The organism is Microbacterium sp. zg.Y1084, from assembly GCF_024623595.1.
Taxonomy (GTDB): Bacteria; Actinomycetota; Actinomycetes; order Actinomycetales; family Microbacteriaceae; genus Microbacterium; species Microbacterium wangruii.
This window is the reverse complement of sequence record NZ_JANJGV010000012.1, coordinates 19,171-45,850: the sequence shown is the minus strand read 5'-3', so window position 1 is coordinate 45,850 and position 26,680 is coordinate 19,171. Positions and strand designations below refer to the sequence as shown.

Sequence of the window (26,680 nt, the reverse complement as noted above, 5' to 3'; positions counted from 1 at the left end):
GAGTATCGCCGTCAGGAAGCGCCGACCCGGCGCGCGTGCGCCACCGCGGCAGCAGCCCCCTCGGCCCACGCCTCGCCGTGACCGGGGAGCACGGCGGCGGCGCCGGTCTCCGCCAGTGCGGCGAGGGAGGCCAGCGCGGCATCCGGATCGGCCGTCGCCGCGTTTGCCACGATCCGGGGGCCGGTGCGCCCGGTGTACGGATCGAGGGTGACCAGAGCATCTCCCGACAGCAGCATCCCTTGCTCCGGAAGGAACAGCACGCAATGGCCATCGGTGTGGCCGGGGGTGAAGACCGGGACCGGGTGGCCGGGTAGGTCCAGCGGGGTGCCCGGGATGATCGTCCCCGTCGCGTCGACGCCCCGGATGCCGAGCGCCCCCGCCGCAGCCATGCGGGAGATGACGGGGATCGCGCGCGGGTGGCGGAACGGGTAGACCCAGCGAGCGGCGGCATGGCGGTACCGGTAGGGATGCCGCGCGAGGCGACGGTCGCGCTCGTGCACGAGGTGGCGCACACCGTGATCGGTCGCGAGGCGACGGGACATGCCGACATGGTCGAAGTGGCCGTGGGTGAGCACTACGGCATCGATCTCGCCGGGGGTCGCGCCCAGGTCGGCGAGCAGCGCGACCAGGTCCCGCCACATCCCCGGAAGTCCGGCGTCGACGAGCGTGAGTCCGTCGTCGGTGTGGATGAGGTAGCAGTTCACGTGGGCGCGGCTGAGGCGATGGATGCCGGGAGCGACCTCCGCCCGGACCGGGGTGTGCGGCGACATGCGCCCAGGCTGGCCGGGGCCGGTGCGCGCGGGGAGAGGGTTGTCCTCGGGCCGGACGCGGTGCTAGCGACGCGCGGCGGCGATAGCGAGTCGACGGCGGGGCGTCAAGCGAATGCGGGTGCCGCCCGGTTCTTGCGATGCTGGGCGTCGCCACTCGCACCGACGGGAACCACGATGACCCTTCACGCCCCCGCTGAGCCGCACACCTCCGCCCGGCCCGCGGCACGCGGTCCGCTCAGCCGAGAGATCCTCGAGCTGCTGGCCGACGACGCCACATCCGCGGCCGGCGCCCCCGAGGCGGCCGCCGCAGCCCTCGCCCTCGCCGACGATGTCGTCCGCGACGATGACGTGCAGCTGTCGCTGTTTCTTCTCTCCTCCCTCCATTACGGGTCGCTGCCGGATCTTCCGGTCGCTCGCGAGTGGGACCTGGGCCTGCTCGCCGCTCGTCGGCTGCTGGAGGACGCGTTCGAGGCGCAGCTGCGCCGCGAGGTGCCGGTGCCGGCGCAGCCCGAGCCCACCGTCGACGCCGTCGCGCGGCTGCTGTTCTCCCTCACGGCACCCACGCCCGGTCCGAGCCTGGCAAGGTACGTGGCCAAGACGGCATCCGTCGCGCAGCTGCAGGAATTCCTCATGCACCGCAGCATCTACACTCTGCGCGAGGCCGACCCGCACTCGTGGGCGGTGCCGCGCCTGACCGGCCGCGCGAAGGCGGCGATGATGGAGATCCAGTTCGACGAGTACGGCAGCGGCGACCCCGACCGCGCCCACGCCGGCATCTTCGCCGCGACGATGCGCGGCGCCGGCCTCGACGACACGTACGGCGCGTACGTCGACGCGGTGCCGGCGGTCACTCTGGCGTCGCTGAACATGATGTCCATGTTCGGGCTGAACCGGCGCCTGCGTGGGGCCATCGTCGGGCACCTCGCGGCCTTCGAGATGACGTCGTCCATCCCCAACAAGCACTACGGCGACGGATTCCGGCGTGCCGGATTCGGTGAGGACGTCACGGCGTACTTCGACGAGCACGTCGAGGCGGACGCCGTGCACGAGCAGATCGCCGGACGCGACCTCGCCGGAGCGCTCGCCGAAGACGAACCCGACCTGCTGCCGGACATCCTCTTCGGCGCGGCGGCCTGCCTCACGGTCGACGGCTGGGCAGGCGATCACATCCTGCACGCCTGGCAGCAGGGGCGGAGCGCGCTGCGCGAGGAATGGCATGAGCGCCGGACAGCCACCGACTGAGGATCGGCTGCACGGCGAGTACGTGCTGCCGTTGCGGTGGAGCGATGACGCCGGACTTCGGGAGTTGACGGAATACCTCCTGCCACTGGCGTCCATGATCGACGTGACAGTCGTGGATGGGTCGGAGGTCGCCGTCTTCGAGGCCCACGCCCGCGCGTGGCCGTTCCTGCGCCATGTGCCCCCGGCCGTCTCGGGCGCCAACGGCAAGGCCTGCGGCGCAGTCACCGGTCTCGGCCTGGCCCGCCACGACAAGGTCGTGATCGCCGACGACGACGTGCGGTACGGCCGGGAGCAACTGGCCGAGGCGCTCGACCGACTCGACCGAGCCGAGCTCGTGCGTCCTCAGAACGTCTTCGTCCCCGCGCCGTGGCACGCGCGCTGGGACACGGGGCGCACCCTGCTCAACCGCGCCCTGGGCGGAGACTTCTGCGGCACGGTGGCCGTGCGCCGCAGTGTTCTGCCGCACGGCCGCTACGACACCGACGTGCTGTTCGAGAATCTGGAGTTGGAGCGCACCGTGCGCGCTGCCGGCGGCCGGGTCGACGTGGCATCCGATCTGTACGTTCCGCGTCGGCCGTCGAGCGTGAATCGCTTCTTCGAGCAGCGCGTGCGGCAGGCCTACGACGATTTCGCGCAGCCGGTGCGCCTCGTGCGGGAGCTGGCGCTGCTGCCGGCCCTCGCGCTGCTGGTCAGGGTGGGCGGCGCACGGGTGCTGGTGCCGGTGGCCCTTGTGGTCGTCGCGCTCGCCGAGGTGGGGCGCGTCCGTGGAGGCGGGCGGACGTGGTTCCGCAGGACCGACACCCTGTGGGCCGTCGCCTGGGCGGCGGAGCGCACCGTCACCGTCTGGATAGCGGCGGCGCTGCGACTGCGCGGCGGCGTCCGCTATCGCGACGCCCGTATTCTTCGCGCGGCCACACCGCTGCGCGCACTGAGGAGGACAGCATGACCGGCCGAGAGCCCACCATCACCCCCTATCCCGACGGGCCCCTGGTCGTCCGTGGAGACGTCGTCTTCCGTGATGAGGCGGGGGAGGAGATCCGTCAGCCGCGGCGCACGGTGGCGCTCTGCCGCTGCGGCGTGTCTGCGATCAAGCCGTGGTGCGACGGCACGCACAAGCTCATCGGGTTCACGACGTCGCCGGAGCCCGCCGATGCGGAGCGGTAGACGGCGCCCACCACCGCACCGGCGGTTTCCCAGGGCACTTTCGATAACCTGATCGGAATGTCTGTCTGGTGGGAACACGTCCGCTCTCTGCTGTCGCTGCGCGCCCACGAGCACGCCGCCCTCCCCGATCTGCGCGGACTCGAATCGACCCGCGCTCGGGTGGAGCGCACCCACTTCCTCGCGGATGACCACGAGCGCTCGCATGCCGGGGACCGCATGTACGTGCTGCGCCGCGAGCCCGGCAACCGTCGCGATGCCTCGGCGATCGCCGTCTACGCACGCGGGCGCGGCGTCGGATACGTCGCCGACGCGTATGCCGCCGACATCGCGCAGTTGCTCGACGACCTGGGCGGCGCCGCCGTGGTCAACGGCCTGGGCTCCACCGCGGGCAGCAGCAGGCTCTGGGTCGAACTGCCCGAAGAGCACGCGCTGCGCGACTTCGTCGGTTCCTACAGCGCCACCTGACGGCCAGACCAGAGGTCGTCCGATCAGCTGAGCATCCTGCTCGCGATCAGGTGCTCTCCTCGCCCATCTGCTGAGGGGCGTCGCGAAGGAATTCGCGGTACAGCGAGGCATGCATCAGTCGGCGCAGGGCGAGGATGACCGGCTCCATCAGCACGGTGCCGAGCACGATGTCCTGCACGACGGTGGCCAGGTCGCGCGTGCCGTCGCCCTCGACGGAGCCGACCTCGCGCTCGGCGATGACGCGGATCTGCGCCGCGTAGCGTCGCGCGGTCTCCGTGCTGAGCGGGCGGTCGGCGGCCTCGAGGCCGGCCAGCGCCGCGTCGAGTTGGGCGACGGCCGCGGCATCGGGGTCATAGGCGAGACCGATCGCGTCGAGCAGCGACGTCGCCCGTGAGGAAGGAGTCGGCGCCGCGACGTACGGGGGGAGTGCGGCCATCGCGTGACCGACCGCGGCGTATGGATCGGGTCCCGGGGTATCGACGACGTCGAGCACGGCTCGCACCTTGGCCAGCGGAAGACCGCCGACTTCGAGCAGGGAACGGATCAGGCGCAGGCGCTGGAGGTGGGTCTCGTCGTACGTCGCCTGGGTCGCGCTGGTGGCGTGGCCAGGCGGGAGGACGCCCTCGCGCAGATAGAACTTCACGGTCGCCAGGGGAACACGCGCCGCACGCGCCAACTCGGAGATCCGCATCGTGAGCACCTCTGTATCGAAGGAGTGAAGGAGGGGGGTTGACAGTTGGAGAGTATCACTATCCAATAATGGGGAGTTGAACTATCCAACCAAGGAGGGTGTCATGGACCCTGGAGCGAGCCTCACGGCAGGGATCGTCGTGCTGACCATCGTCACCATCGAGACCGGCGGCGTGCTCATGCTGCGGATCGTGCGGGGGCAGAAGCGGGCGAACGTCCTGCAGTCCACGTTCTTCCGTGCCGGGCACGCCCACGCCGGGGTGCTGGTCATCCTCGGTCTCGTGATGCTGCTGCTCAGCCAGGCCGCCGGTGTGGGCGAGCCCTGGGCGGGGGTCGGGCCGACCGGCGTGCTGGTCTCCGCGATCCTGATGCCGGCGGGGTTCTTCCTGTCCGTGCTCGGGACGGACCCGCAACGGCCAGGACGCGCCATCGCCCTGGTCTGGCTGGGAGCGGGCGTGCTCGCCGTGGGGCTGATCGCCACCGGCATCGGCCTGATCTCCGCCGCCGCGAGCGCTGCGGCGTGAGGTGCCGGCCGCGACCGGCTACGCCGCGTCGTCGTCGCGGTCCGGCTCGCCCAGCACCGGCCGCGCGGCGGCGATGTGGGAGATCGAGCGCCACACCAGCAGCAGCGTGATGGCGGAGCCGCCGAAGGCGAACCACCACGGGGCGGTGAGCCCCCACCCTTGGGCGATCAGCCCGCCGAGAAGCTGGCCGATCACGAGGCCGCCGAAGACCCCCACCATGTTCACCGAGGCGATGCGGCCCTGCAGATGCAGCGGCACCAGCCGCTGGCGCACGGTGGTGGAGATGGTGCCCCAGATGAAGGCGTAGGCACCGAAGCCGAACATGATGATGAAGGCGACGGCGGGGATCGTCGTGAGCGCGAACGCGAGGTGCATGAGCACTTCGAGGGAGAGGCATACGCGCATGAGCGTCGCGAACGAGACGTGGCGCTCCAGCCAGCCGAAGCATGCCGTGCCCGCCAGGCCGCCGATGGCGGAGGCGGTCGTCAGCGCGCCGAAGCCGACGGCGCCCATGTCGAGGTGCTCGGTCGCGTAGAGCACGAGGATGCTCCAGGGCGCCGCCCACGTCACGTTGAACACCAGGATGATGACCACGAGCGTGCGCACGGGCGGGTGGGCACGCAGCCACTGCAGCCCCTCCCGGATGGGGTGCACCTTCGGGGCATCCGTCGTCGGCTCGTCCTTCGCCGGCACCGGAGTGCGAGCGATGCGCGAGATGAGCACGACCGCCAGGCTCACGCACACGATCTGCATGAGGAAGGGCCAGAACGACCCGAGCGCGAAGAGGAAGGCCCCCAGCGGCGGACCCGCCAGCTGGTTTCCGACGAGGTAGCCGGCCTGCAGACGGGCGTTGCCGATGCCGAGGTCGCCGGGGCGCACCAGCATGGGCATGAGGGTGCTGCCGGCGGTGTCGGCGAAGACTTCCGCGGTGCCGTAGAGGAACGCCGAAGCGAGCACGACCGCGACCGTGACCTGGCCGGTGGCGAGGAAGACCACCAGGCCCAGGACGATCACCGCCCGCGAGCCGTTGGCCACCATGACCAGCCGGCGCCGGTCATGGTGGTCGGCGATGGAGCCGGCCACCAGGCCGCACAGCAGCCAGGGGAGGAACTGCATCATCGCGCCCGCCGCCACGAGCAGCGGTGACGAGGTCAGCGACGCGAGCAGCAGCGGCGCCGCCGACAGGGCGATGCCGTCGCCGATGTTGCTCGTCCACGACGACGCGAGCAGCCAGCGGAAGTCGCGGCCGAGACGCCGGGGCGCGATCAGTTCGCCGAGCGGGGACATGTGGCCGTTCCTAGGGATGTTCGCCGGTGAGCATGACCTCGCAGCGCGGTGACAGGCGCGCGTGGCGTAGGGCGGAAGAACACCCTACCGCCGTCGGAATGGCGCATTTCGCGCGCTGAGGGGTCGCTCGCCGGCTCGACGCGACGGCGGGAGTCGAACCCGCAACGCACCCGGGTATGAGCCGGTGCCCGGGACCACCCGGATCGCCGCGATGACCCCACGCTAGGCGCTCGCGCCGACACGGGGTCGGCTTGTTGCGGTCGGTGGCGGCGTGTGACGGTGCGTGACGGACGGCCCGCCGGGCAGGTACCTCTGACGGGGGACGGCGGCCGCCCGGGATCGGCGTGCACAACGTCGTCAGGATCCCTCGGCCCGGGGGCGGAGGGGGCGAATCCGACGCGACCGAGTGCGAATCGGCGACGTTGTGCTCGGCGCGGTATCGAAGAACCGCTGGCCCGAGCCGCACGCGGCTTCCCCGCGGCGACGCTCAGGCGGTGGCGGCGGGGTCGACCGCTGCAGCGGTCGGTGGTGATCGATGAGCGCCCGGCGGTCCGGAGACGTCAGCGCGCGACGGCGCGGTCGAACGCGCCCACACGGGTGGAGACGATCTCCTTGCCCAGGGGCGCGAGCGACACCGGCACCATCTTGAAGTCCGCGATGCCGAGGGGGATGCCGATGATCGTGATGCACAGGGCGATGCCCGAGAGGATGTGCCCCAGCGCGAGCCAGATGCCCGCGACGAGCACCCACACCACGTTGCCGAGGAACGACCAGCTGCCGGCGGTGGGCTTCGCGACGACGGTGCGACCGAAGGGCCACAACGCATACAGTCCGATGCGGAATGAGGCGATGCCCCAGGGGATCGTCACGATCAGCACGCACAGGACGACACCCGCGGCGAGGTAGCCGAGGAACAGCCAGAATCCGGCGAGGACCAGCCAGATGATGTTCAGGAGGGTGCGCACGCGACGATTCTCCCATTACCGCCCTGGGGAGGCGCCCAGGCCGGTGTCGGGGTGCGCGCCTAGACTTGAGAGGACATGACCGACTCTGCTCCGGCCGCGCGCGAAGCGGCATCCGTTCCCGTGATCGTCGGCGATGCTGGACCGCGGGAGGACGACGATCTGCTGCGGGGGCTCAACGAGCCGCAGCGCCGTGCCGTGACCTATCGCGGGCCGGCCCTGCTCATCGTCGCCGGCGCCGGGTCGGGCAAGACCCGTGTGCTGACGCACCGTATCGCCTCGCTGCTGCGCAATCGTGAAGCCTGGCCGAGCCAGATCCTCGCGATCACCTTCACCAACAAGGCCGCCGGCGAGATGCGCGAGCGCGTGGGGCAGCTGGTCGGTGAGGCATCCAAGGGCATGTGGATCTCCACCTTCCACTCCGCCTGCGTGCGCATCCTCCGCCGCGAGGCCGAGCAGTTCGGCTTCAGGAGCTCCTTCAGCATCTACGACTCCGGCGACTCCCGAGCGCTCATCAAGCGCCTCGTGAAGCAGCACGAGGCCGACGCGTTCGGACTCACTCCCGCTGCGGTGCAGGGCAAGATCTCGAAGCTCAAGAACGAGCTGGCCGACGCCGAGTCCTACGCGCGGCAGGCGAACATGAACGACCCCGCCGAGCGCGTCTTCGTCGAGGTGTTCGCCGACTACGAGCGTTCGCTGCGGCGAGCGAACGCGTTCGACTTCGACGACCTCATCGCCCAGACCGTCTACCTGTTCCGCGCCTTCCCGCACGTCGCCGACGTCTACCGCCGCCGGTTCCGCCACATCCTCGTCGATGAGTACCAGGACACCAACCACGCTCAGTACTCGCTCATCCGCGAACTCACCCGTCCGGTGTCCGGCGCCAGCGGCGCCGAGCCGTATTCCGCCGGCGGAATGATGATCTTCGAGCCCGAGCCGGCGGCGAACGGCCCCGAGCTCGAGGGTGCGTCGCTCACCGTGGTCGGTGACTCGGACCAGTCCATCTACGCCTTCCGCGGCGCCGACATCCGCAACATCAGCGAGTTCGAGCGCGACTTCCCCGGCGCGGAGGTGGTGCTGCTCGAGCAGAACTACCGCTCCACGCAGAACATCCTCTCCGCGGCGAACGCCGTCATCGGCAACAACTTCGACCGCAAGGAGAAGAAGCTGTGGACTGATGTCGGCGAGGGTGAGCAGATCGTCGGCTTCACCGGCTATTCGCAGCACGACGAGGCGCAGTTCGTCGCTGACGAGATCGAGCGGGTGCGCAAGGCCGGCGTCGGCTACTCCGACATGGCCGTGTTCTACCGCACCAACTCGCAGTCCCGAGCGCTGGAGGAGATCTTCATCCGCTCGGCGGTGCCGTACAAGATCATGGGCGGCACGAAGTTCTACGAGCGTGCCGAGATCAAGGACGCCCTGGCCTACCTCACCGCGGTCGCCAACCCGGCCGACGAGATGGCGGTGCGCCGCATCCTGAACCGTCCTCGCCGGGGCATCGGAGACGTCACCGAGACGGCCATCGCCCGCTACGCCGCCGAGGAGCAGATCACCTTCCGCGACGCGCTCGCCAACGCCTCCGCGCTCGGCGTGGGGCCGAAGCTCCAGACCGCCATCTCGCAGCTGGACGCCGTGTTGGCCGAGGCATCCGCCCTCATGCTCCCCACCTCCGGGGAACTGCCGCCGCCGTCGGTGATCCCGCAGGGGCTGACGCTGCTGCTGAACAAGAGCGGCTACCTCGACGCGCTGCGGCGCAGCAAGGACCCGCAGGACGAAGCGCGCGTGGAGAACCTCGACGAATTCGTCGCCGTGGCCCGCGAGTTCGCCCGCAACAACCCGGAGGGCACGATCCTCGACTTCCTCACCGATGTCGCCCTGGTATCGGATGCCGACGACCTCGATGACGGTTCCGGCTCCGTGTCGCTGATGACCCTCCACACGGCCAAGGGCCTGGAGTTCGACACGGTCTTCATCACCGGTGTCGAAGAGGACCTCATCCCGCACCGCATCTCCGCAGGGGAGCCCGGCGGGCCGCAGGAGGAGCGCCGGCTGTTCTACGTCGGCATCACCCGGGCCCGACGCCGGCTGTACCTGTCGCTGGCGATGACGCGTGCGCAGTTCGGGGAGGTCTCGGCGGCCATGCCGAGCCGCTTCCTGCAGGAGATCCCGGCCGGTTTGGTGAACTGGCGGCAGTCGCCCGGCGACGTCAACTCGCGCGGCGGAAGCCAGTCGCGGGCGCTCAACGCGCGACGACCCGGCGGCGGATCCGGGTCATCGGGGGGCTTCGGGGGCGGATCGCGCTACGGCGATGATCTGGTGCCGCTCGGGCGCTCGGCTCGCGTCACCGACCCCAGCCGGTTCCCGAACCGCGTGACGGCCAAGGTGCGCGACAACGGCGACCTCGAGCTCGCCGCCGGGGACCGCATCCGCCACGACGACTTCGGCGAGGGCCGCGTCGACACCGTCACCGGAGAGGGCGCCAAGCGCATCGCCCACGTGCGCTTCGACACGGCGGGGGCGAAGAAGCTGCTGATCAAGGTCGCGCCGATCACCAAGATCTGAGCCCCGGCGCCGGTCTCCTAGACTGTCTCGGTGAGCGTGACGATTCCGTCGGCCGTCGTCCCGAAGCGACGGACCGCCGCAGAGCAGGGGAATCTGCGCGCCGACATCCAGGCGCTGCGCGCCCTGGCGGTCGGCGCGGTGCTGCTGTACCACCTGTGGCCCAATCGGCTGCAGGGCGGGTTCGTCGGCGTCGACGTCTTCTTCGTCATCAGCGGCTTCCTCATCACCTCGCACCTGCTCCGCGAGGCGTCCCGCACGGGCACGATCCGCGTCGCCCGCTTTTGGGCGCGACGGGCTGTCCGGCTGCTGCCCGCTTCGCTGACGGTGCTCCTCGCGACTGCCGTCGCAGTGGTGGTGCTCGTGCCGGACCTGCACTGGCGGCAGTTCCTGCGGGAGATCATCGCCTCCGTCCTGTACATCGAGAACTGGGGCCTGGCGTGGGATTCGGTCGACTACCTCGCGATGGACAACGCGGCGTCGCCCACTCAGCACTTCTGGACCCTGTCGGTCGAGGAGCAGTTCTATTTCGTCCTGCCGCTGCTGTTGCTCGTCGCTGTTGCCGCTGCCCGGCGCCGCCGCCGCGCGGTGCAGATCGCTATGGCTGTTGTCGTCGCGGTCGCTGTCGTCGCGTCTTTCGCCTACTCTGTGTTCTTGGTCGCCTACTCCCCTTCGATCGCATACTTCTCTTCGTTCACGCGAGCGTGGGAGTTCGGCGCGGGTGCGCTGCTCGCGTTCGTCGCCGTCGAGGCGCCGAGGTGGATGAGGGCGGCCCTGTCCGTGGCCGGCGTCGCCATGATCGGCGCCGCGACGCTGCTCTACACCGCTGACACGCCGTTCCCGGGAATCGCGGCCGCGCTGCCGGTCGCCGGGACGCTGCTCGTGCTGTGGGCGGGCGCCCGGTCTCCGATAGGGCGAGTCGGCCGGTGGCGCCCCGTCGCACTGCTGGGGCATGTCTCCTACGCGGTGTACCTCTGGCACTGGCCGCTCATCGTCCTGCTCCCCTTCGCGACGGGCAGGCCGCTGTCGACGCTGGACAAGGTGAGCATCGCGATCGCGGCGCTCGCGCTCGCGTGGCTGTCGACCCGGTTCATCGAGGAGCCCGTGCGCTTCTCGCCACAGCTGCTCGGCGGCCGTCGCCCGCGCACGGTCGCCCTGTGGAGCGCACTGGGCATGACCCTGGTGGTCGCTGTGGCCGGGGCAGCACTCGTCAGCGTCGACCAGCGTGACAAGGCTCGAGCTGACCTGCTGACCTCCTACGAGTCCGATCCGCCTGAGTGCTTCGGCGCCGCCGCGGTCGACCCCGTGCTGGCGCCCTGCGAGGACTCACGACTCGCCGGCCTCGTGGTGCCCGATCCTTCGGTGGCGGTCAGCGATGACGCCAACCTGCCGGAGTGCTGGGGATCGGACGACACCGGTGCCGCGAAGATCTGCACCATCCACGAGCCGGAGGCTCCCATGATGCGAGTGCTGGCCGTAGGCGACTCGCACAACAACACGCTCATCGGCGCCTATGGTGCGATCGCGGAGCGGCAGGGTTGGCAAATGCAAGTCGCCGGGGCGGGTGGCTGTTACCTCACCGCCGCAGAACCGCGTCCTGTTGCGGAGGCGAGCCGCCGCGCTTGCAGGCTGTGGCGAGCCTCCATCATGGAGCGGATCCAGGGCGACCCGCCTGACCTTCTCGTGGTCACGAATACCGGATCGGTTGCGGTGACCCCCTCGGAAGGCGAGACGGTGGATGAAGCGACCGTCCGCGGGCTGGTGGAAGCCTGGAGCGCACTCCCGGATATTCCTATCGTTGCGATCCGGGACAACCCCGGTATGACTCCCGAGACAGCAGCGTGCGTCGCGCAGAACCTGGCGAATGCGGCGACCGCGTGTGCCCGGCCTCGGGCGGACGCACTCGCGCGGACAGACGGGAATGCGGAGGCGGCCGCGCTGGTGCCCAACGCCGAGCTCGTCGACCTGACGGAGTTCTACTGCGACGAGAACGTGTGCCCGCCGGTCATCGGGAATGTGCTGGTGTACCGTGACGCGCACCACGTCACGGCGACCTGGGCACGCACGCTGGTTCCGTACCTCGAGCAGGGCATCCTCCGCGCCCTCGCGGACTGACCACGTCCTGACGGCAGGAGGGCGCCGAAGACCACCCGGTACGCTCGAACATATGGCTCTGTTCTCACGACGCGACAAGAACCCTGCGACCGACGGCGACGCACCGGCGGCCCCGGCTGCTTCCGCGCAGGCTGCCACGTCCGAGCCGGATGCCGCCGCGCCGGTCGAGGCCGTGCCGCAGGTGAACATCTCGATGTCCACCTTCGGAAAGGCGGCCAGGCCGGCCCCCGAGCCCCTGCCCGAGGGCGCGCGACGCACCCTGCGCGGGCCCGCCGAGGCGCCCGCGCGCACCGAGACGGTGCCCGGCCTTCCCGACAACATGCTGGTGCGCGCGGCGGTCGCGGCCATGCCCGAGCAGCCCCAGCCTGTCGACATCATCGCCCTGCTGCGCCAGCTGCTGCAGGGGCACCTCTATGTGCGGGTCCGCGGCGATGCGAAAGCGCAGCTCGCTGAGGGCAAGGAACTCACGATGGCCGTCTCGGCCCTGGGCGACGACCGGTACCTGCTCGCGTTCACGGGCGGCGACGCGCTGCAGGACAGCGTCAGCTCCGACGGCGACGCGCAGACCTCCGCGATGGGCCAGCCGTCGGGGGCGGTCCTGCGTAACGTCGTGTCCGGTCCGTACGCCGGCATCATCATCGACCACGCGTCGCCCGGCCGTCGCGCCGTGCTGCCGAAGGCCCTGATCGAGAAGGCGCTCTCTGACGCCGACCCCGCGTTCACCCTCAAGAACCTTCTCGCCGCCGAGCGCACGGAGGCCACGGCAGCGGCGGTGGGTGAGGCCCTCGCACGCACCCGCGTGTGGGTGGCAGCCGGCGAGGTCCCGGGCGCGGAGAAGCGCATGGGCGTCTCGGAGGTGCGCGCCGCCGACGGCAGCCGCCGTCTGGAGGTCTTCTCGCACCCCCTCGAGGTCGCGGTGCTCGGGCGCAACGACCGTGCGGTGCCCCTTTCGCCCGAGCAGCTCGGCAAGGCGATCGCCGCCGACGAAGGGCTGACCGGCGTCGTGGTCGACCCGGGCGGCCCCTGGATCATGCTCGACCGTCCGGCGTTGGCGCCGGTGATCGCCCTCGCCGGCTGACCTGGCCGGCGCTCGCGCCCGCCCGTCGCCGGGTGACCCGACGGCGCTGGGACCGCCGCTCGCCGCTCGCCGCCCGCCGCCCGCCGGTCGAGCCGACGGCGCGGCGTGCACAACGTCGCCGAACCACCGACCGCCGCGTGCCTGACCGCGCGGCCGGGCGGTTTCGCCCCCGATCAGCGACGTTGTGCACGGGTCCAGGCGTCGGCCGGGTGCGCGCCGCGCGACCGACCTCTAGGGTCGGGGCATGGCATCGGAGCGCATCACCCTCACCGTCCCGGGGCCCGACGGCGACCGCGAGGTCGGGCTGTCCAGCCCCAACCGGGTGCTCTGGCCCGATCTCGGCATCACCAAGCACGAACTGGCCGAGTACCTGATCGCCGTGTCGGTCCCCTTCCTCGCCGCCAACGGCGACCGCCCGGTCTCGCTCGAGCGGTTCCCCGGCGGAATCGACGGGGAACGGTTCTTCTCCAAGAACCCGCCCAAGGGCGTCCCCGACTACGTCGACGAGGTGATGTGCACCTACAACAGCGGGCGCCGGCATCCCCAGGTCGTGCTGCGGGAGGCCGCCGCGGTGGTGTGGGCCGCACAGATGAACACCGTCGTCTTCCACCCCTGGGCTTCGCTCGCCGGCGACACCGACGACCCGGTCGAGCTGCGCATCGACCTCGACCCGCAGCCGGGCACCGACTTCGCCGATGCCGCAGCGGTCGCCCCCGCGCTGCGCGAGGTGCTGGCCGAGGCGGGACTGACGGCGTTCCTCAAGACCAGCGGCAATCGCGGCATCCACGTGTTCTGCCCGATCGAGCCGACCCACGAGTTCCTCGATGTGCGTCACGCCGTCATCGCAGCCGGGCGCGAGCTCGAACGGCGGATGCCGGAGAAGGTCACGATGAACTGGTGGAAGGAGGAGCGGGGCGAGCGCATCTTCCTCGACTTCAACCAGGCCAACCGCGACCGCACGATGGCGGGCGCCTACAGCCCGCGCGCGCTTCCCGGTGCGACGGTGTCCACACCCGTCAGCTGGGACGAGATCGAAGCGGGCGTCGATCCGGCGTTGTTCACGATCCGCTCCGTGCCGCAGCGGCTCGCCGACGTGGGCGACCCGTGGGCGGACCTCGCAGCGAAACCGGGCCGCATCGACACTCTGCTGGAGTGGTGGCAGCGGGATCTCCAGGACGGGCTCGGCGAGCTGCCGTTCCCTCCCGACTTTCCGAAGATGCCGGGTGAGCCGCCGCGCGTGCAGCCCAGCCGGGCCCGGCAGCCCGACGAGGGCTGAGCGCGTCTTCGGCCGCGTCGGCTAGGGCGCCGCCTGCACGACGGGCTGCTCGCCGCGCTGGGATCGCGCGGCGTCCCGCTTGCGCTTGCGCAGTCGCCAGCGCTCCGTCGACCCGGCCGCCTCTTCTCCCGGCTTGGGCCGTGCCCAGCGGGCGGGGGTGCTCTCCCCGTCCCACACCAGGATCGCGCCCCAGACCACGGCGGTGATCGGCACCGCCAGCACCGCACCGAGGATGCCGGCCAGCACGGTGCCGACGGTCAACGCGACCAGCACGACGAACGCGTGCAGCTTCAGCGACCGGCCCATGAGCACGGGCTGCAGGAAGTTGCCCTCCAGCTGGTTGACGAGCACCACGAGGCCCACCACGACGAGGGCGACGACCCAGCCGTTGGCCACGAGGGCCACGAGGGCCGCGAGGATGCCCGCGACGGTCGCACCCACGATCGGGATGAAGGCGAGCAGGAACACCAGGGTCGCCAGCGGGATCGCCAGCGGCACCTGCAGGATCAGCAGGCCGATGAGGATGCCGATGGCATCCACCGCGGCGACCGTGGCCGTGCCGCGGACGTAGGAGCCCAGGGTCGTGACCGTCTTGTCGCCGATGCGCACCGCGCGGGCGTAGTTCTCGCCACGGAACGGGCGCAGCAGGAACGCCCACATCTGCGGGCCGTCCTTGAGGAAGAAGAAGAGCATGACCACCAGCAGCACGAAGCCGGTGACGAAATTGGCCACGGCGCCGACGCCGGCCAGTGCCCCCGAGCCGAACTGCGCGCTGGTGAGGAAGTCGGTGACACTGCCCACCCACTCGTCGACCTGTGCCTGGTCGATGGGGAGGTCGAGGGTTCCGAACCAGGCCACCGCCTGGGTGAAGCCGTCCTGGGCTTTGCTGTACAACTCGTCCCACTGGTCGCGCACGGCCCAGACGATGAGCCAGCCGACGGCACTCAGGATCACGACGATCGCCAGCAGCGTGGTGACGGTGGCGAGCACCGCGGGGACCCCGCGCCGCCGCATCCACCCCATCACAGGGGCGAATGCCGAGGCGAGGATGAGCGCGATCACGAGGGGGATCGTCACCACGGTGACCTGCTGGATGCCCAGCACGATCGCGGCGGCCACGATGACGACGAAGATCAGCTGCAGGGCGCGGGTGGCGAGCTTTCCCATGCCGTCGGCCCAGAGGCTCCACGGCGCGCGGTCGGCGGCCAGCTGGACGGGCGACTCGCTGTCGAGCCGCAGCGGGGCGTCGACGGTGATCGACCGGGGCGCGCGTGTGAACAATCCCATGCGACGACCGTACCCGTCAGGAGGCGGCGGCGGTCACTGCAGCACGTCGGCGAGGTCGTAGGCGCCGACGGTCTCGAGCTGGTCGTAGGTGCATGACTGCGGGTCGCGGTCGGGACGCCAGCGCTCGAATTGCACGGTGTGGCGGAACCGGTCGCCCTCCAGCTGGTCGTAGCGCACCTCGAGCACGCGCTCGGGGCGCAGCCGCACGAACGACGTGTCCTTCGCGGCGGAGAAGCGCGAGCGATCCGTCGCGCCCGTGACCGCAGCCCCGTCGGCGTCGGTCTCGACCAGCGGCGCCAGCTCGTCGACGAGCTCCAGCCGGCGCGCGTTGCTGAACGCGGCGACGCCGCCGACGTTGCGCAGCCGGCCGCTGTCGTCATACAGCCCCACGAGCAGCGACCCGACGCCCTCGCCGCTCTTGTGGATGCGGTATCCGAGGGCGATCACGTCGGCGGTGCGGGCGTGCTTGATCTTGAGCATCGTGCGCTTGCCGGGAGCGTAGGGCAGGTCGAGTGGCTTGGCGACCACGCCGTCGAGGCCTGCGCCCTCGAACTCGGCCAGCCAGCGCCGCGCCTGTGCGGCATCCGCCGTCGCCCGGGTGACGTGCACCGGATCGGGCACCCCTCCCAGCAGGTCTTCGAGCTGGGAGCGGCGCTCAGCGAACGGCTCGGCCTGCAGGTCGCGGTCGCCGCGGGCCAGCAGGTCGAACGCGATGAACATCGCCGGGGTCTCGGTCGACAGCAGCGCCACACGGGATGCCGCGGGGTGGATCCGCTGCGACAGTGCCGGCCAGTCCAGGTGCTGCGCCCCCGGCGGCCCCACCGCCACCACGATCTCGCCGTCGACGAGGCAGGGTTCCGGCAGCAGGCGCGCGAAAGCGGCGACGAGCTCGGGAAAGTAGCGGGTGAGCGGCTTGGCGCCGCGCGACCCGATCTCGACGTCGGTGCCGTCCCACGCGACGAGCGCGCGGAATCCATCCCATTTGGGCTCGAAGCTCAGGCCCGGACGGTCGGGGATCTCGGCGACGGCCTTGGCCAGCATCGGCGCGGGGATGTCGTACATGCGCCCATCCTGCCCGCCGCGGCGGACACGCGGGAGTGCCCTCGCCGCAGCGGATGCGGCGCGCCATACTCGGGACATGCGCCCGGTCTTCGAGTTCCTCGCCGCGTACCCGGTGCTCACCGCATTCCTCCTCGTCGGGCTGGGGTCGGCGCTGGGACGGGTGCGGGTCGCGGGCGTCTCGCTGGGCGCCATCGGCGTGCTGTTCGGCGCGATGGGACTCACCGCCTGGGGCGTCGCGAACGGCGTCACGATCGAGCTTCCCGCCCTCATCGGCGACATCGGGCTGGTGGTGTTCGCCTTCTGCGTGGGCCTCATGGCCGGTCCGGGTTTCGGCCACGCCCTGCGCACCGCCTACCCGCTGCTGCTGGTGGTCACCGGCTTTCTCGTGCTCGCCGCGGGGACGGCGTTCCTGCTCGGCGGGGCGATGGGGGTCTCCGCCCCCACGATCGCCGGCACCTTCGCCGGCGCGGTCACCAACACCCCTGCCCTCGCGGCGACGGGAGGAAGCCCCGAGGCGACCGTCGGCTACGCCAGCGCCTACGTGTTCGGGGTGATCGCGCCGATGCTCGCGGTGGGACTGGCGTTGCGCCACCGCGCCGACGACACCGACGAGCCGGTGGCGCTCGTCGACAAGGCCGTGCGCATCGACACCATGGCGCGACCCACCGCCGGCGCGGTCAGCACGCGCTACGGCGGCCGCATCACCTTCTCGCGACTGCGGCCGAAGGGCGGGGGCGAGATGGCCACCGTCGGCCCCGAGACCGAGTTGCCGCCCGGGGGAGTGGTCAACGTCATCGGCCCGCAGGATGCCGTCGAGGCGGTGGCGGCCGAGCTCGGCCATGCGTCGTCGCTGGACATCGTGCAGGACCGCACCCACCTCGAGTACCGCCGCATGATCCTGTCGAACCCGCAGCTGGCCGGCCGCCCGATCGCGAGCCTCGGGCTGCGTGAGCGATTCGGGGCCACCATCCCGCGCGTGCGCCGCGGCGACGTCGACATCGTCGCGACCGGCACCTTGGTGCTGCAGCAGGGTGATCGGCTGCAGGTGGTGGGCCCGCGCGAGGCCATGCCCCGCCTGACCGAGCTGATCGGCGACTCGGAACGCGGCATCAGCGACATCAACCCGATGGCGCTGGCCCTGGGTATCGCCGCAGGGCTCGGGCTCGGCCTCATCTCCGTCCCGTTGCCCGGCGGCGGCACCTTCGCGCTCGGTGCGGCCGCGGGCACGCTCATCGTCGGGCTGATCTTCGGTCGCATCCGCCGGATCGGACCGATCGTGACGACTCTGCCCGCGACGGCATCCAGTGTGCTGTCGGAGCTGGGGCTGCTGATCTTCCTCGCCTACGCCGGGACGAAGGCCGGGTCTCTGGTCATCTCGGCGATCACGTCCGGGGAGATCCTGCAGCTGCTGCTGCTGGGCTTCGTCATCACGACGATCAGCGTCGTCGGCACCTACGTCGTCGCGCGCCACCTCATGCACACCGGCGGCACCCGCCTGGCCGGGGTCATGGCGGGCACGCTCACCAACCCCGCGATCCTGGCGTTCGCGAACATGCGCACCGGCTACGACACCCGCGTGGCGCTGGCGTACACCCTGGTGTACCCCGCCGCGATGGTGGTGAAGATCCTGCTGGCGCAGGTGCTCGTCGCCCTCTGATCCCGCGCGCGGTCGCTCTCCGCGGCAGCGGAGCGCTCGGGCGTGGGGCGGTGCTGTGCACAACGCCGCCGATCCGTGCGGGGATCGGGCCTCGGGGGTGGGAACCGGCGCTCCCCGGTCCGCGGTGGCGACGTTGTGCACGTCCTGCGGGCCGGGCTGCTGGGGAAGCTCGGCCGGCGCGGCCGGGTCGGAAGTCGACCCAGCGCGGCCGCGGAGCGCTCGGGCGTGGGGCGGTGCTGTGCACAACGCCGCCGATCCGCGCGGGGATCGGGCCTCGGGGGTGGGAACCGGCGCTCCCCGGTCCGCGGTGGCGACGTTGTGCACGTCCTGCCAGCCGCACTCCCGCGCGGCCGGCTCAGACGGCAGAAACCAGCGCGGCAGCGGAGCGCTCGGGTGCAGGGCGGCGCCGTGCACAACGCCGCCGATCCGCGCGGGGGAGGGGGCGGCGGTGCCGCTACCGGGGCCCGCTGGGCCGTAATGGCGACGTTGTGCCCGCCCTGCGGGCCGGGCTGCGCGGCACCCAGGCCGGCGCGGCCGGGTCAGGCGGCCGAATCAGCGCGGGGGCCCGGCCGGCGCGAGGCGCGGCGATCAGCCCTCGAGCGAGGCGCGCACGCGCCGGGCGACCTCGGCTGCGGGCATGCGCTTGGGGAACACCGCCACCACGACGTCGTCGTCCGCCGGTTCCGCTGTCGGGGCGACGCCGAACCGGGCCAGCACGTCGTTGAGCGCCGCGCGCAGCACGGATGCCGGCACCCGCCTGGTTCCGCGCAGCAGCTGGCGCAGCACGTGGTTGTGCACGGCCGTCACGAGTGCCGCGAATCCGACGGCGTCGAGGGGATCGAGGTCGGGGATGGTCGCGCGCAGGTACTCGTCGAAGAGCCGCTCGTAGCGGAACACCGTCACGATCTCGCGGTCGCGCAGCGCCGGCACGCCCCGCACCACGGCGTAGCGCCGGCGCGCGGGCTCGGGATCGGCGGCGAAGTGCTGGAACACGATGATCGACGCCTCGCAGACCGCCTGCCACGGATCGGCATGATCCTCGGCGAGGAACGCGCGCAGCCGCTCGAGCAGCACCTCGTGGTCGGCGAAGACCACGTCGTCCTTGCCGCCGAACTGGCGGAAGAACGTCGACCGCGACACCCCGGCCGCCTGGGCGATCTGCTCCACCGAGGTCGCCTCGAACCCCTGCGTGGCGAAGAGGTCCAGCGCCACCGCCACCACGGCGGTGCGCGAGGCGGGCGCGGTCGCAGCGGTGTCACTCATGACACCGGAGCCTACTGTGCCGCCTGTCAAGCCGGTTGAAGCGTGCTGTCACCCACGTTTGAGTGTGGCGATGGACCCCCTGTGGAAGCAGCAGCAGACACCCGCCGTCCCCTCAGCGCCCTACGAGCCGGGTGCGCACCGTGATGTCGTCATCGTGGGCGCCGGCCTGACGGGTCTCTGCACCGGGGTGCTGCTCGCACTCGACGGCTTCGACGTCGCCGTGGTGGAGGCCGGCGACGTCGCCGCGCGCGCGAGCGGATCCAACACGGGCAAGGTGTCGCTGCTGCAGGGCAGCACGCTCTCGACCATCCGTGCGCACCATCCGGCGTCGCTGGTGAAGGCCTACGTCGAGGCGAACCGGGCGGGGCAGGAGTGGCTGCTGGCCTTCGCGGATGCCGCCGGCGTCGACCGCACCGTGCACACCGCCTACTCCTACGCGCAGCACGCCGATCAGGCCGGCACCGTGCACGACGAGCACGACGTCGCGCGCGAGGCGGGACTGCCGGCGCGCATCGCCCTCCACTCCGAGACCGACGACCTGCCGTTCCCCATCGCGCGCGCGGTGGCGCTGGACGGGCAGACGGCGCTGGACCCCGACACCCTCACGCGCGCGCTCGCCGCCGCGTTCGTCGCCGCCGGCGGGCGCCTGCACACCGGCGTGCGCGTCACGGGGCTGTCGATGCCCCCGCGCCCGGTGCTGCGCACCTCGGCGGGGGAGATGACCGCCGAGCACGTCGTGCTGGCCACCGGCATCCCGATCGTCGACCGTGGCCTCACCTTCGCGAAGGTCAGCGGGCACCGCTCGTACTGCGTCTCCTTCCGCACGCCCGGCGACGTGCCGACGGGCCTGTTCCTCTCCGTCGACGGCCCCACCCGCTCGCTGCGGCCCGTGGCACAGGACGGGGCGAACCTCATCGTCGGCGGCAACGGACACCCCGTGGGGCGCGCGCTGTCGGAGCGCGCCCTCGTGGACGACCTCATCGTCTGGACGCAGCGACACTTCCCGGGTGCCGAGCCCACGCACCGGTGGTCGGCGCAGGACTACACCTCGCACAACCTCATCCCCTTCGTCGGCGCGCTGCCGCGCGGCTTCGGCAGGGTGCGCTTCGCCACCGGCTACGCCAAATGGGGGCTCACCAACGCGCCGTGGGCGGCGTTGCGGCTGGCGGCCGAGATCCGCGGGCAGGCCCGTGAGGAGCTGCCGCAGTGGATGAGGCAGATCGGCACGCGACTGACCATGCCGGGGGACATCGGCCGCGGACTGATCGAGAACGCGAAGATCGCCGGTGCCGCTGCCCGCGGATGGTTCGAGGCCGAGCGACAGCCCGTGCCCGTTCCCCGCCCCGCCGAGGGCGAGGGGGTCGTCGCCCAGCGCGGCGGCCGGCCGGTGGCGGTGTCGACCGTCGGCGGGCGGACCCGCGCGGTCAGCGCCGTCTGCAGTCATCTGGGCGGCGTCGTGGCGTGGAACGACGCCGAATGCACGTGGGACTGCCCGCTGCACGCATCGCGGTTCGCCCCCGACGGCACCCGCATCGAGGGCCCCGCCTGTCGGGACCTGCCGACGCTTCCGCGTCGCGCCGACGGCTGAGTGCGCCGGCATCCGCGCCCGTTGCCGACCTCGCCGAAGCGCGGCGGGACCTGTCATGCGCGGGTAGTAGGCTGGGGGATTGGCTGATCTCTCGACATCGAGATTGTTTTCGGCACCGAAACCCACCGTCGCCCAGCGAAGGATTGCACGTGGATCTGTACGAGTACCAGGCACGAGACCTATTCGAGAAGTACGAGGTGCCGGTGCTCGCCGGTATCGTCGCGGACACCCCCGAGGAGGCGAAGGCGGCTGCCGAGAAGATCGGCGGACTCGTCGTCGTCAAGGCGCAGGTCAAGACCGGAGGCCGCGGCAAGGCGGGCGGCGTCAAGGTCGCCAAGACCCCCGACGACGCCTACGAGGCGGCGAAGGCGATCCTCGGCCTCGACATCAAGGGCCATGTCGTCAAGCGCGTCATGGTCGCCGCCGGCGCCGACATCGCCCAGGAGTTCTACTTCTCGGTGCTGCTGGACCGCTCCAACCGCTCGTACCTGAGCCTCTGCTCGGTCGAGGGCGGCATGGAGATCGAGCAGCTGGCGGTCGAGAAGCCGGAGGCGCTGGCCCGCATCGAGGTCAACCCCCTCACCGGCATCGACAAGGACAAGGCGCTCGAGATCGCCCGTGAGGCGAAGTTCCCCGAGGAGCTCGTCGAGAAGGTCGCCGACGTCTTCGTCAAGCTCTACGACGTCTACAAGGGCGAGGGCGCGACCCTCGTCGAGGTCAACCCGCTCGTGCTCACCGGCGCCGGCGACATCGTCGCCCTCGACGGCAAGGTCACCCTCGACGACAACGCCAGCGAGGTGCGCCACCCCGAGCACGAGCTGCTCGAGGACAAGGACGCCGCCGACCCGCTCGAGGCCAAGGCCAAGGCCGCCGGTCTGAACTACGTCAAGCTCGACGGCCAGGTCGGCATCATCGGAAACGGCGCGGGCCTGGTCATGTCGACCCTCGACGTCGTCGCCCACGCCGGTGAGAAGCACGGCGGCGTGAAGCCGGCGAACTTCCTCGACATCGGCGGCGGGGCATCGGCGACGGTCATGGCCGCGGGTCTGGATGTCATCCTCAACGACGAGCAGGTCAAGAGCGTCTTCGTCAACGTCTTCGGCGGCATCACGTCGTGTGTCGCGGTGGCCGAGGGCATCGTGAAGGCCCTGGAGATCCTGGGCGACACCGCCAGCAAGCCGCTCGTGGTGCGCCTGGACGGCAACCAGGTCGAGGAGGGACGTGCGATCCTCGCGGCCGCGAACAACCCCCTCGTCACCCTCGCCGCCGGCATGGACGAAGGCGCCGACAAGGCCGCCGAGCTCGCGAACGCCTGACCCCCGGACGAAGAAGGACAACGCAATGTCGATCTACCTCAACAAAGACTCCAAGGTCATCGTCCAGGGCATCACCGGCGGGGAGGGCACCAAGCACACCGCCCTGATGCTCAAGGCCGGCACGGACATCGTCGGCGGCGTCAACGCCCGCAAGGCCGGCACGACCGTCTCGCACACCGACAAGGACGGCAACCCCGTCGAGCTGCCCGTCTTCGCCTCGGTCGCCGAGGCGATGGAGAAGACCGGCGCCGACGTGTCGATCGCCTTCGTGCCGCCGGCGTTCACCAAGGACGCCATGATCGAAGCCATCGACGCCGGCATCGGCCTGCTCGTGGTGATCACCGAGGGCGTGCCCGTCGGTGACACCGCCGAGGCCTGGGCCTACGCCGAGAGCAAGGGCAACGCCACCCGCATCATCGGTCCGAACTGCCCCGGCATCATCACCCCCGGCGAGTCGCTGGTGGGCATCACCCCCGCCAACATCACCGGCAAGGGCCCCATCGGCCTGGTGTCGAAGTCGGGCACCCTGACCTACCAGATGATGTTCGAGCTGCGTGACCTCGGGTTCTCGACCGCCATCGGCATCGGCGGCGACCCGGTCATCGGCACCACGCACATCGACGCCCTCGCGGCGTTCGAGGCCGACCCCGAGACCAAGGCGATCGTCATGATCGGCGAGATCGGCGGCGACGCCGAAGAGCGTGCGGCGGAGTTCATCAAGGCCAACGTCACCAAGCCGGTCGTCGGCTACGTCGCGGGCTTCACCGCCCCCGAGGGCAAGACCATGGGCCACGCCGGCGCCATCGTCTCGGGCTCGGCGGGCACCGCGCAGGCCAAGAAGGAGGCCCTCGAGGCCGCCGGGGTCAAGGTCGGCAAGACGCCGTCCGAGACCGCCGAGCTGATGCGCGAGATCATCGCCGCGCTGTAACAGGCACGGGAACGCACGAAGGGTGGATGCCACGCGGCATCCACCCTTCGTCGTCTTCGGCGGCGCCACCGCAGCGGATCGGCACTAGCGTGGTGGCCATGGCGATCACAGGCGACTACCTGCCGAGCACTTCCGAGTGGGCGCGCACCCAGGCCGAGCAGTACGAGGCGTCGGGCGGCCGGGAGGCGAACACCCTGCGCGGCGTCCCCATCATCGTGCTGACGACGGTGGGTGCCAAGAGCGGGGGCGTGCGCAAGACCGCGCTGATGCGGGTGGAGCACGACGGCCGGTATGCCGTGGTGGCCTCCAAGGGCGGCGCCCCGGAACCGCCCGCCTGGTACTGGAACCTGCGGAAGAACCCGCGCGTGGCCCTGCAGGACGGCGCCGACCGCCGCGAGTACGTGGCGCGGCAGCTCGACGGCGACGAGTATGCCCAGTGGTGGGCTCGCGCCACCGCCGTCTGGCCCGACTACGACGCGTACCAGGCCAAGACCGACCGGCGCATCGCCGTCTTCGTGCTGGAGCCGGTCGAGGACTGAGCGGCGCGGGCGCGCCGGCTCAGCCCTCGACGAAGGGTCAGGCCAGCAGCGCCTCGATGGGGCCGCGGGCGAAGAACACGACGAAGCCGGCGGCGACGATCCACAGCAGCCAGTGCACCTGGCGGGCCTTGCCCGACAGTGCGTTGACGAGCACCCAGCTGACGAAGCCGGCGCCGATGCCATTGGCGATCGAGTACGTCAGCGGCATGACCGTGACCGTCAGGAACACCGGCAGCAGCACGTTGAAGTCCGCGAAGTCGATGTTCTTGATCTGCGAGAGCATCATGGCGCCGACGAGCACCAGCGCCGCGGCGGCGATGAAGCCGGGAACGAGGCCGGTGACCGGCGTGACGAACATCGCCAGCAGGAACAGCAGGCCGGTGACGACGTTCGCCAGGCCCGTGCGGGCGCCCTCGCCGATGCCCGAGCCGGACTCGACGAACACGGTCGCCGACGACGACGAGGTCGCGCCACCGACGACGGCGCCGACGCCCTCGACGACGAGCGCCGACTTGATGCGCGGGAAGTCGCCCTTCGCGTCGGCGAGGTCGGCCTCCTTCGCCAGGCCTGTCATGGTGCCCATGGCGTCGAAGAAGTTCGTGAACACGAGCGTGAACACGAACATCAGCAGCGCGACGAACCCGACCTTCGCGAAGTCGAAGCCGAAGTCCACCGCACCCACGAGGCTGAGGTCGGGGAGGGCGAAGATCCCGCCCGTGAGACCGAAGTCGGCGACGGGCGTGAAGATGTTGACGATCGCGGCGAGCACCGTGCCGGCGACGAGGGCGATGAGGATCGCGCCCTTCACCTTGAGCGCGATCAGGATGCCGCCCAGCAGCAGCGTGACGACGAACAGCAGCGTGTCGACCGTTGCGATCGACCCCGCCGTGCCGAGCTCGAGGGGCGTGCCGCCACCGGTGTTCACGAAGCCCGCGTTCACGAAGCCGATGAACGCGATGAACAGGCCGATGCCGACCGTGATCGCGAGCTTGAGCTGCACGGGCACGGCGTCGAAGATCATCTTGCGCAGGCCCGTCGCCGCCAGCAGCACGATGATGAGGCCGTTGATGATGGTGAGGGCCATCGCCTCGCCCCAGGTCACCTGGCCGACGACCGAGAAGGCGAGGAACGCGTTGATGCCCAGACCCGCGGCGAACGCGAAGGGCAGGCGGGTGACGATGCCGAAGAGGATCGTCATGAACCCGGCGGTGAGGGCGGTGCTGGCCGCGACCGCTTCCGGCGCGAGGAACGTGCCGTCGACGTCGGGAGTCGACAGGATGATCGGGTTCAGGATCACGATGTAGGCCATCGTCACGAAGGTGACGAGGCCGCCGCGCACCTCGGTGCCGACCGTGGAGCCACGTTCGGTGATCGAGAAGAAGCGGTCGAGCGTGCCCTTCGGGTGGGCAGGCGTGGCGGTGGGCGGCGTCGCGCCCCGGGAGGTGGAGGTCATACCTCAAATCTATTGCGATCGGCTGTGAGTCCTGACACGTATGACGCGCCCCGCGGCGCGCCCGGGCCGCGCACGGGCCGCGGGTAGGGTCGACAGCGGATGAATCGCCTGCTCGTCGCCCTCCTCGCCGCCTTCGACGCCGCCCTCGCCGTCGCTGTGGGGCTCGTCGTCGCGCTCGCGCCGCTGACACTGCTGTGGATCTTCGGGTTCGGCCCGGAAGCTCCCTGGTCAGGGCTGTGGCCCACCGCCGGCCGTCTCTGGCAGCTGGGGCACCTCGTGCCGCTCGCCGTGACCCTTCCGCAGGAGTTCACGGTGCCCGCCGGCATCAGCGAGGCAGCGGCATCCTTCACCGTCTCCCTCGCTCCGCTGGCCCTCGCCCTGTTCACCGCGGTGTTCGCCGCCCGCTCCGGCGCCCGCGCCGCCCGGGCGGGTGCCGGGTTCATCGGCATGCTCTCCGGCACCGTCGTCGTGGCTGCCGCCGCGGCCGGGGTGGCCGTGACGACCGCCAACGACATCGCCGCGGTCGAACTGTGGCAGGCGGTGCTGTTCCCCGTGCTCGTGTTCGCCGTGCCCGCATTGGGCGGCGTGCTCACCGTCGCGTGGCGCGCCGGCGACGACGGCGTGGTGGACGGGGTGCACACGGCGCTGCAGCGGCGGGGAGGCGCCTGGGTGGAGGTGCCCGGTCTCATCGCCCGGGGCGCCACGATCGTCGTCATGGTGCTCATCGGCGCCGGGGCGCTGCTGCTGGTGCTGTCCATCGTGCTGCGCGGCGCTCACGTGCTCTCGCTGTTCCAGGCCGGGCAGGTCGACGCGCTCGGCGCCTCGGTGATCACCCTGGGCCAGCTCGGCTACGTGCCGACCTTCGTGGTGTGGGCGGTGTCGTTCCTGGCCGGGCCAGGATTCGCCGTCGGGGCCGACACCGTCGTTTCGCCGGTGGGCACGTCGGTCGGGGTGCTGCCGAGCATCCCGGTGCTGGGGGCGCTTCCGGAGTCCAGCTCTCCGTGGCTGCTTCTGCTCGCCCTCGTGCCGGTGGCTGCGGGGTGCCTGGCCGGCTGGGTCGCGCGATCGCAGCTGGTGCGCGGTCACGCCGCGGATGCCGCGGAGCACGAGCCGGTCGCCCCGCGCCTGGTCATCGCTCTGGGGATCGCGGTGACGGCGGCGTGCGCCGTCGCGGTGCTGGCGGTGCTGGCGTCCGGCTCGTTCGGCCCGGGCGCCCTCGCCGTGGTCGGGCCGGAGCCGGGGCCCGTCGCCCTCGCCGTCGGCCTGGAGGCGGGCCTGGGCGCGGCGATCCTGCTGCTGTCGCCGCGGAACCAGGACGACGACGCCGCTGCGCCCCCGCGCAGCCCGCTCGCCCCGCAGGACGAGGCGGCCCTGCCTGCGACGCCCGACGACCCCGCCGCGAGCACCGATCACCCGGCCGCGGATCAGGTCCCGCGCACGCCGATAGACTGACGC

23 protein-coding genes and 1 tRNA gene are annotated in these 26,680 nt (G+C 71.3%); 15 read left to right on the top strand and 9 right to left on the bottom strand.

Annotation, left to right across the window (positions count from 1 at the left end; all coding sequences use genetic code 11):
• Nucleotides 1-11 precede the first annotated feature (11 nt).
• Entirely contained in the window at nucleotides 12-770 is a 759-nt protein-coding gene (locus NQ165_RS13680) for an MBL fold metallo-hydrolase (protein ID WP_257533910.1), read from the bottom strand.
• Nucleotides 771-944: 174 nt separating this feature from the next.
• Here NQ165_RS13680 and NQ165_RS13675 point away from each other — a divergent pair, with 174 nt between their 5' ends.
• Genes NQ165_RS13675 through NQ165_RS13660 form a run of 4 tightly spaced genes read left to right on the top strand, consistent with a single transcriptional unit; the run spans nucleotide 945 to nucleotide 3,641 of the window.
• The gene (locus NQ165_RS13675; protein WP_257526390.1) at nucleotides 945-2,012 is read left to right on the top strand and encodes an iron-containing redox enzyme family protein; all 1,068 of its coding nucleotides are present in this window, start codon (nucleotides 945-947) and stop codon (nucleotides 2,010-2,012) included.
• Entirely contained in the window at nucleotides 1,987-2,958 is a 972-nt protein-coding gene (locus NQ165_RS13670) for a glycosyltransferase family 2 protein (protein ID WP_257526391.1), read from the top strand. Before NQ165_RS13675 ends, NQ165_RS13670 begins: the two co-directional genes overlap by 26 nt.
• Complete coding sequence (locus tag NQ165_RS13665; RefSeq protein WP_257526392.1) at nucleotides 2,955-3,176, top strand: CDGSH iron-sulfur domain-containing protein; 222 nt, start codon at nucleotides 2,955-2,957, stop codon at nucleotides 3,174-3,176. Before NQ165_RS13670 ends, NQ165_RS13665 begins: the two co-directional genes overlap by 4 nt.
• Before the next feature lie 57 nt (nucleotides 3,177-3,233).
• Complete coding sequence (locus tag NQ165_RS13660) at nucleotides 3,234-3,641, top strand: HIRAN domain-containing protein (protein WP_257526393.1); 408 nt, start codon at nucleotides 3,234-3,236, stop codon at nucleotides 3,639-3,641.
• Between the two features lie 46 nt (nucleotides 3,642-3,687).
• On the opposite strand, the gene NQ165_RS13655 is transcribed toward NQ165_RS13660, so the two are convergent.
• Nucleotides 3,688-4,332, bottom strand: a complete 645-nt coding sequence (locus NQ165_RS13655) for a MerR family transcriptional regulator (protein ID WP_257526394.1) — start codon at nucleotides 4,330-4,332, stop codon at nucleotides 3,688-3,690.
• 103 nt (nucleotides 4,333-4,435) lie between these two features.
• Between NQ165_RS13655 and NQ165_RS13650 the strand changes: the two genes are divergently transcribed.
• Nucleotides 4,436-4,855: a hypothetical protein gene (locus NQ165_RS13650; protein ID WP_257533909.1), complete on the top strand. Its 420-nt coding sequence runs from the start codon at nucleotides 4,436-4,438 to the stop codon at nucleotides 4,853-4,855.
• 18 nt (nucleotides 4,856-4,873) lie between these two features.
• On the opposite strand, the gene NQ165_RS13645 is transcribed toward NQ165_RS13650, so the two are convergent.
• The 3 genes from NQ165_RS13645 to NQ165_RS13635 form a co-directional block, all read right to left on the bottom strand.
• Entirely contained in the window at nucleotides 4,874-6,142 is a 1,269-nt protein-coding gene (locus NQ165_RS13645; protein ID WP_257526397.1) for an MFS transporter, read from the bottom strand.
• 138 nt (nucleotides 6,143-6,280) lie between these two features.
• A tRNA-Met gene (locus NQ165_RS13640) sits at nucleotides 6,281-6,353 on the bottom strand.
• Nucleotides 6,354-6,702: 349 nt separating this feature from the next.
• Complete coding sequence (locus tag NQ165_RS13635; protein ID WP_257526399.1) at nucleotides 6,703-7,107, bottom strand: YccF domain-containing protein; 405 nt, start codon at nucleotides 7,105-7,107, stop codon at nucleotides 6,703-6,705.
• Nucleotides 7,108-7,182: 75 nt separating this feature from the next.
• Here NQ165_RS13635 and NQ165_RS13630 point away from each other — a divergent pair, with 75 nt between their 5' ends.
• The 4 genes from NQ165_RS13630 (at nucleotide 7,183) to ligD (ending at nucleotide 14,132) form a co-directional block, all read left to right on the top strand.
• Nucleotides 7,183-9,666, top strand: a complete 2,484-nt coding sequence (locus NQ165_RS13630; RefSeq protein ID WP_257533908.1) for an ATP-dependent helicase — start codon at nucleotides 7,183-7,185, stop codon at nucleotides 9,664-9,666.
• Nucleotides 9,667-9,696: 30 nt separating this feature from the next.
• Entirely contained in the window at nucleotides 9,697-11,778 is a 2,082-nt protein-coding gene (locus NQ165_RS13625; RefSeq protein WP_257533907.1) for an acyltransferase family protein, read from the top strand.
• A gap of 52 nt (nucleotides 11,779-11,830) precedes the next feature.
• Nucleotides 11,831-12,856 carry an SseB family protein gene (locus NQ165_RS13620; RefSeq protein ID WP_257526402.1) on the top strand — a complete coding sequence of 342 codons (1,026 nt, stop codon included), beginning with the start codon at nucleotides 11,831-11,833 and terminating at the stop codon, nucleotides 12,854-12,856.
• A 244-nt stretch (nucleotides 12,857-13,100) separates the two neighbouring features.
• Nucleotides 13,101-14,132, top strand: a complete 1,032-nt coding sequence (gene ligD, locus NQ165_RS13615) for a non-homologous end-joining DNA ligase (RefSeq protein ID WP_257526403.1) — start codon at nucleotides 13,101-13,103, stop codon at nucleotides 14,130-14,132.
• A gap of 21 nt (nucleotides 14,133-14,153) precedes the next feature.
• Here ligD and NQ165_RS13610 read toward each other — a convergent pair whose 3' ends face one another.
• Both NQ165_RS13610 and NQ165_RS13605 read right to left on the bottom strand, forming a co-directional pair.
• Entirely contained in the window at nucleotides 14,154-15,419 is a 1,266-nt protein-coding gene (locus NQ165_RS13610) for an AI-2E family transporter (protein WP_257533906.1), read from the bottom strand.
• A gap of 33 nt (nucleotides 15,420-15,452) precedes the next feature.
• A complete protein-coding gene (locus NQ165_RS13605; RefSeq protein WP_257533905.1) occupies nucleotides 15,453-16,481 on the bottom strand; it encodes an ATP-dependent DNA ligase in 1,029 nt (342 codons plus the stop codon).
• A 76-nt stretch (nucleotides 16,482-16,557) separates the two neighbouring features.
• Here NQ165_RS13605 and NQ165_RS13600 point away from each other — a divergent pair, with 76 nt between their 5' ends.
• Nucleotides 16,558-18,138, top strand: a complete 1,581-nt coding sequence (locus NQ165_RS13600) for an aspartate:alanine exchanger family transporter (RefSeq protein WP_257526406.1) — start codon at nucleotides 16,558-16,560, stop codon at nucleotides 18,136-18,138.
• Nucleotides 18,139-18,726: 588 nt separating this feature from the next.
• Here NQ165_RS13600 and NQ165_RS13595 read toward each other — a convergent pair.
• On the bottom strand, nucleotides 18,727-19,401 hold the full coding sequence (locus tag NQ165_RS13595) for a TetR/AcrR family transcriptional regulator (RefSeq protein WP_257526407.1): 675 nt from the start codon (nucleotides 19,399-19,401) through the stop codon (nucleotides 18,727-18,729).
• A gap of 70 nt (nucleotides 19,402-19,471) precedes the next feature.
• Here NQ165_RS13595 and NQ165_RS13590 point away from each other — a divergent pair, with 70 nt between their 5' ends.
• From NQ165_RS13590 to NQ165_RS13575, 4 genes are all read left to right on the top strand, one after another.
• The gene (locus NQ165_RS13590) at nucleotides 19,472-20,989 is read left to right on the top strand and encodes an FAD-dependent oxidoreductase (protein ID WP_257526408.1); all 1,518 of its coding nucleotides are present in this window, start codon (nucleotides 19,472-19,474) and stop codon (nucleotides 20,987-20,989) included.
• Between the two features lie 149 nt (nucleotides 20,990-21,138).
• Complete coding sequence (gene sucC / locus NQ165_RS13585) at nucleotides 21,139-22,305, top strand: ADP-forming succinate--CoA ligase subunit beta (protein WP_257533904.1); 1,167 nt, start codon at nucleotides 21,139-21,141, stop codon at nucleotides 22,303-22,305.
• A gap of 25 nt (nucleotides 22,306-22,330) precedes the next feature.
• Entirely contained in the window at nucleotides 22,331-23,233 is a 903-nt protein-coding gene (sucD, locus tag NQ165_RS13580; protein ID WP_257526410.1) for a succinate--CoA ligase subunit alpha, read from the top strand.
• A 98-nt stretch (nucleotides 23,234-23,331) separates the two neighbouring features.
• Nucleotides 23,332-23,772, top strand: a complete 441-nt coding sequence (locus tag NQ165_RS13575) for a nitroreductase family deazaflavin-dependent oxidoreductase (RefSeq protein ID WP_257526411.1) — start codon at nucleotides 23,332-23,334, stop codon at nucleotides 23,770-23,772.
• Between the two features lie 37 nt (nucleotides 23,773-23,809).
• Here NQ165_RS13575 and NQ165_RS13570 read toward each other — a convergent pair whose 3' ends face one another.
• Nucleotides 23,810-25,225, bottom strand: coding sequence for an NCS2 family permease (locus NQ165_RS13570; RefSeq protein WP_257533903.1), 1,416 nt, complete (start codon nucleotides 25,223-25,225; stop codon nucleotides 23,810-23,812).
• A gap of 99 nt (nucleotides 25,226-25,324) precedes the next feature.
• On the opposite strand from NQ165_RS13570, the gene NQ165_RS13565 reads away from it, so the two are divergent.
• Entirely contained in the window at nucleotides 25,325-26,677 is a 1,353-nt protein-coding gene (locus NQ165_RS13565) for a DUF6350 family protein (RefSeq protein ID WP_257533902.1), read from the top strand.
• The last annotated feature ends 3 nt before the right edge of the window (nucleotides 26,678-26,680 follow it).

What these genes read in the sequence shown, in the direction of transcription:
- NQ165_RS13665 (WP_257526392.1), top strand. Translation starts at nt 2,955, where the DNA reads ATGACCGGCCGAGAGCCCACCATCACCCCCTATCCCGACGGGCCCCTG.
- NQ165_RS13660 (WP_257526393.1), top strand. Translation starts at nt 3,234, where the DNA reads ATGTCTGTCTGGTGGGAACACGTCCGCTCTCTGCTGTCGCTGCGCGCC.
- NQ165_RS13565 (WP_257533902.1), top strand. Translation starts at nt 25,325, where the DNA reads ATGAATCGCCTGCTCGTCGCCCTCCTCGCCGCCTTCGACGCCGCCCTC.
- NQ165_RS13655 (WP_257526394.1), bottom strand. Translation starts at nt 4,332, where the DNA reads ATGCGGATCTCCGAGTTGGCGCGTGCGGCGCGTGTTCCCCTGGCGACC.
- NQ165_RS13575 (WP_257526411.1), top strand. Translation starts at nt 23,332, where the DNA reads ATGGCGATCACAGGCGACTACCTGCCGAGCACTTCCGAGTGGGCGCGC.
- NQ165_RS13670 (WP_257526391.1), top strand. Translation starts at nt 1,987, where the DNA reads ATGAGCGCCGGACAGCCACCGACTGAGGATCGGCTGCACGGCGAGTAC.
- NQ165_RS13620 (WP_257526402.1), top strand. Translation starts at nt 11,831, where the DNA reads ATGGCTCTGTTCTCACGACGCGACAAGAACCCTGCGACCGACGGCGAC.
- NQ165_RS13570 (WP_257533903.1), bottom strand. Translation starts at nt 25,225, where the DNA reads ATGACCTCCACCTCCCGGGGCGCGACGCCGCCCACCGCCACGCCTGCC.
- sucD (WP_257526410.1), top strand. Translation starts at nt 22,331, where the DNA reads ATGTCGATCTACCTCAACAAAGACTCCAAGGTCATCGTCCAGGGCATC.
- NQ165_RS13610 (WP_257533906.1), bottom strand. Translation starts at nt 15,419, where the DNA reads ATGGGATTGTTCACACGCGCGCCCCGGTCGATCACCGTCGACGCCCCG.
- NQ165_RS13645 (WP_257526397.1), bottom strand. Translation starts at nt 6,142, where the DNA reads ATGTCCCCGCTCGGCGAACTGATCGCGCCCCGGCGTCTCGGCCGCGAC.
- NQ165_RS13600 (WP_257526406.1), top strand. Translation starts at nt 16,558, where the DNA reads ATGCGCCCGGTCTTCGAGTTCCTCGCCGCGTACCCGGTGCTCACCGCA.
- NQ165_RS13650 (WP_257533909.1), top strand. Translation starts at nt 4,436, where the DNA reads ATGGACCCTGGAGCGAGCCTCACGGCAGGGATCGTCGTGCTGACCATC.
- NQ165_RS13590 (WP_257526408.1), top strand. Translation starts at nt 19,472, where the DNA reads ATGGACCCCCTGTGGAAGCAGCAGCAGACACCCGCCGTCCCCTCAGCG.
- NQ165_RS13605 (WP_257533905.1), bottom strand. Translation starts at nt 16,481, where the DNA reads ATGTACGACATCCCCGCGCCGATGCTGGCCAAGGCCGTCGCCGAGATC.
- NQ165_RS13595 (WP_257526407.1), bottom strand. Translation starts at nt 19,401, where the DNA reads ATGAGTGACACCGCTGCGACCGCGCCCGCCTCGCGCACCGCCGTGGTG.
- NQ165_RS13630 (WP_257533908.1), top strand. Translation starts at nt 7,183, where the DNA reads ATGACCGACTCTGCTCCGGCCGCGCGCGAAGCGGCATCCGTTCCCGTG.
- ligD (WP_257526403.1), top strand. Translation starts at nt 13,101, where the DNA reads ATGGCATCGGAGCGCATCACCCTCACCGTCCCGGGGCCCGACGGCGAC.
- NQ165_RS13680 (WP_257533910.1), bottom strand. Translation starts at nt 770, where the DNA reads ATGTCGCCGCACACCCCGGTCCGGGCGGAGGTCGCTCCCGGCATCCAT.
- NQ165_RS13675 (WP_257526390.1), top strand. Translation starts at nt 945, where the DNA reads ATGACCCTTCACGCCCCCGCTGAGCCGCACACCTCCGCCCGGCCCGCG.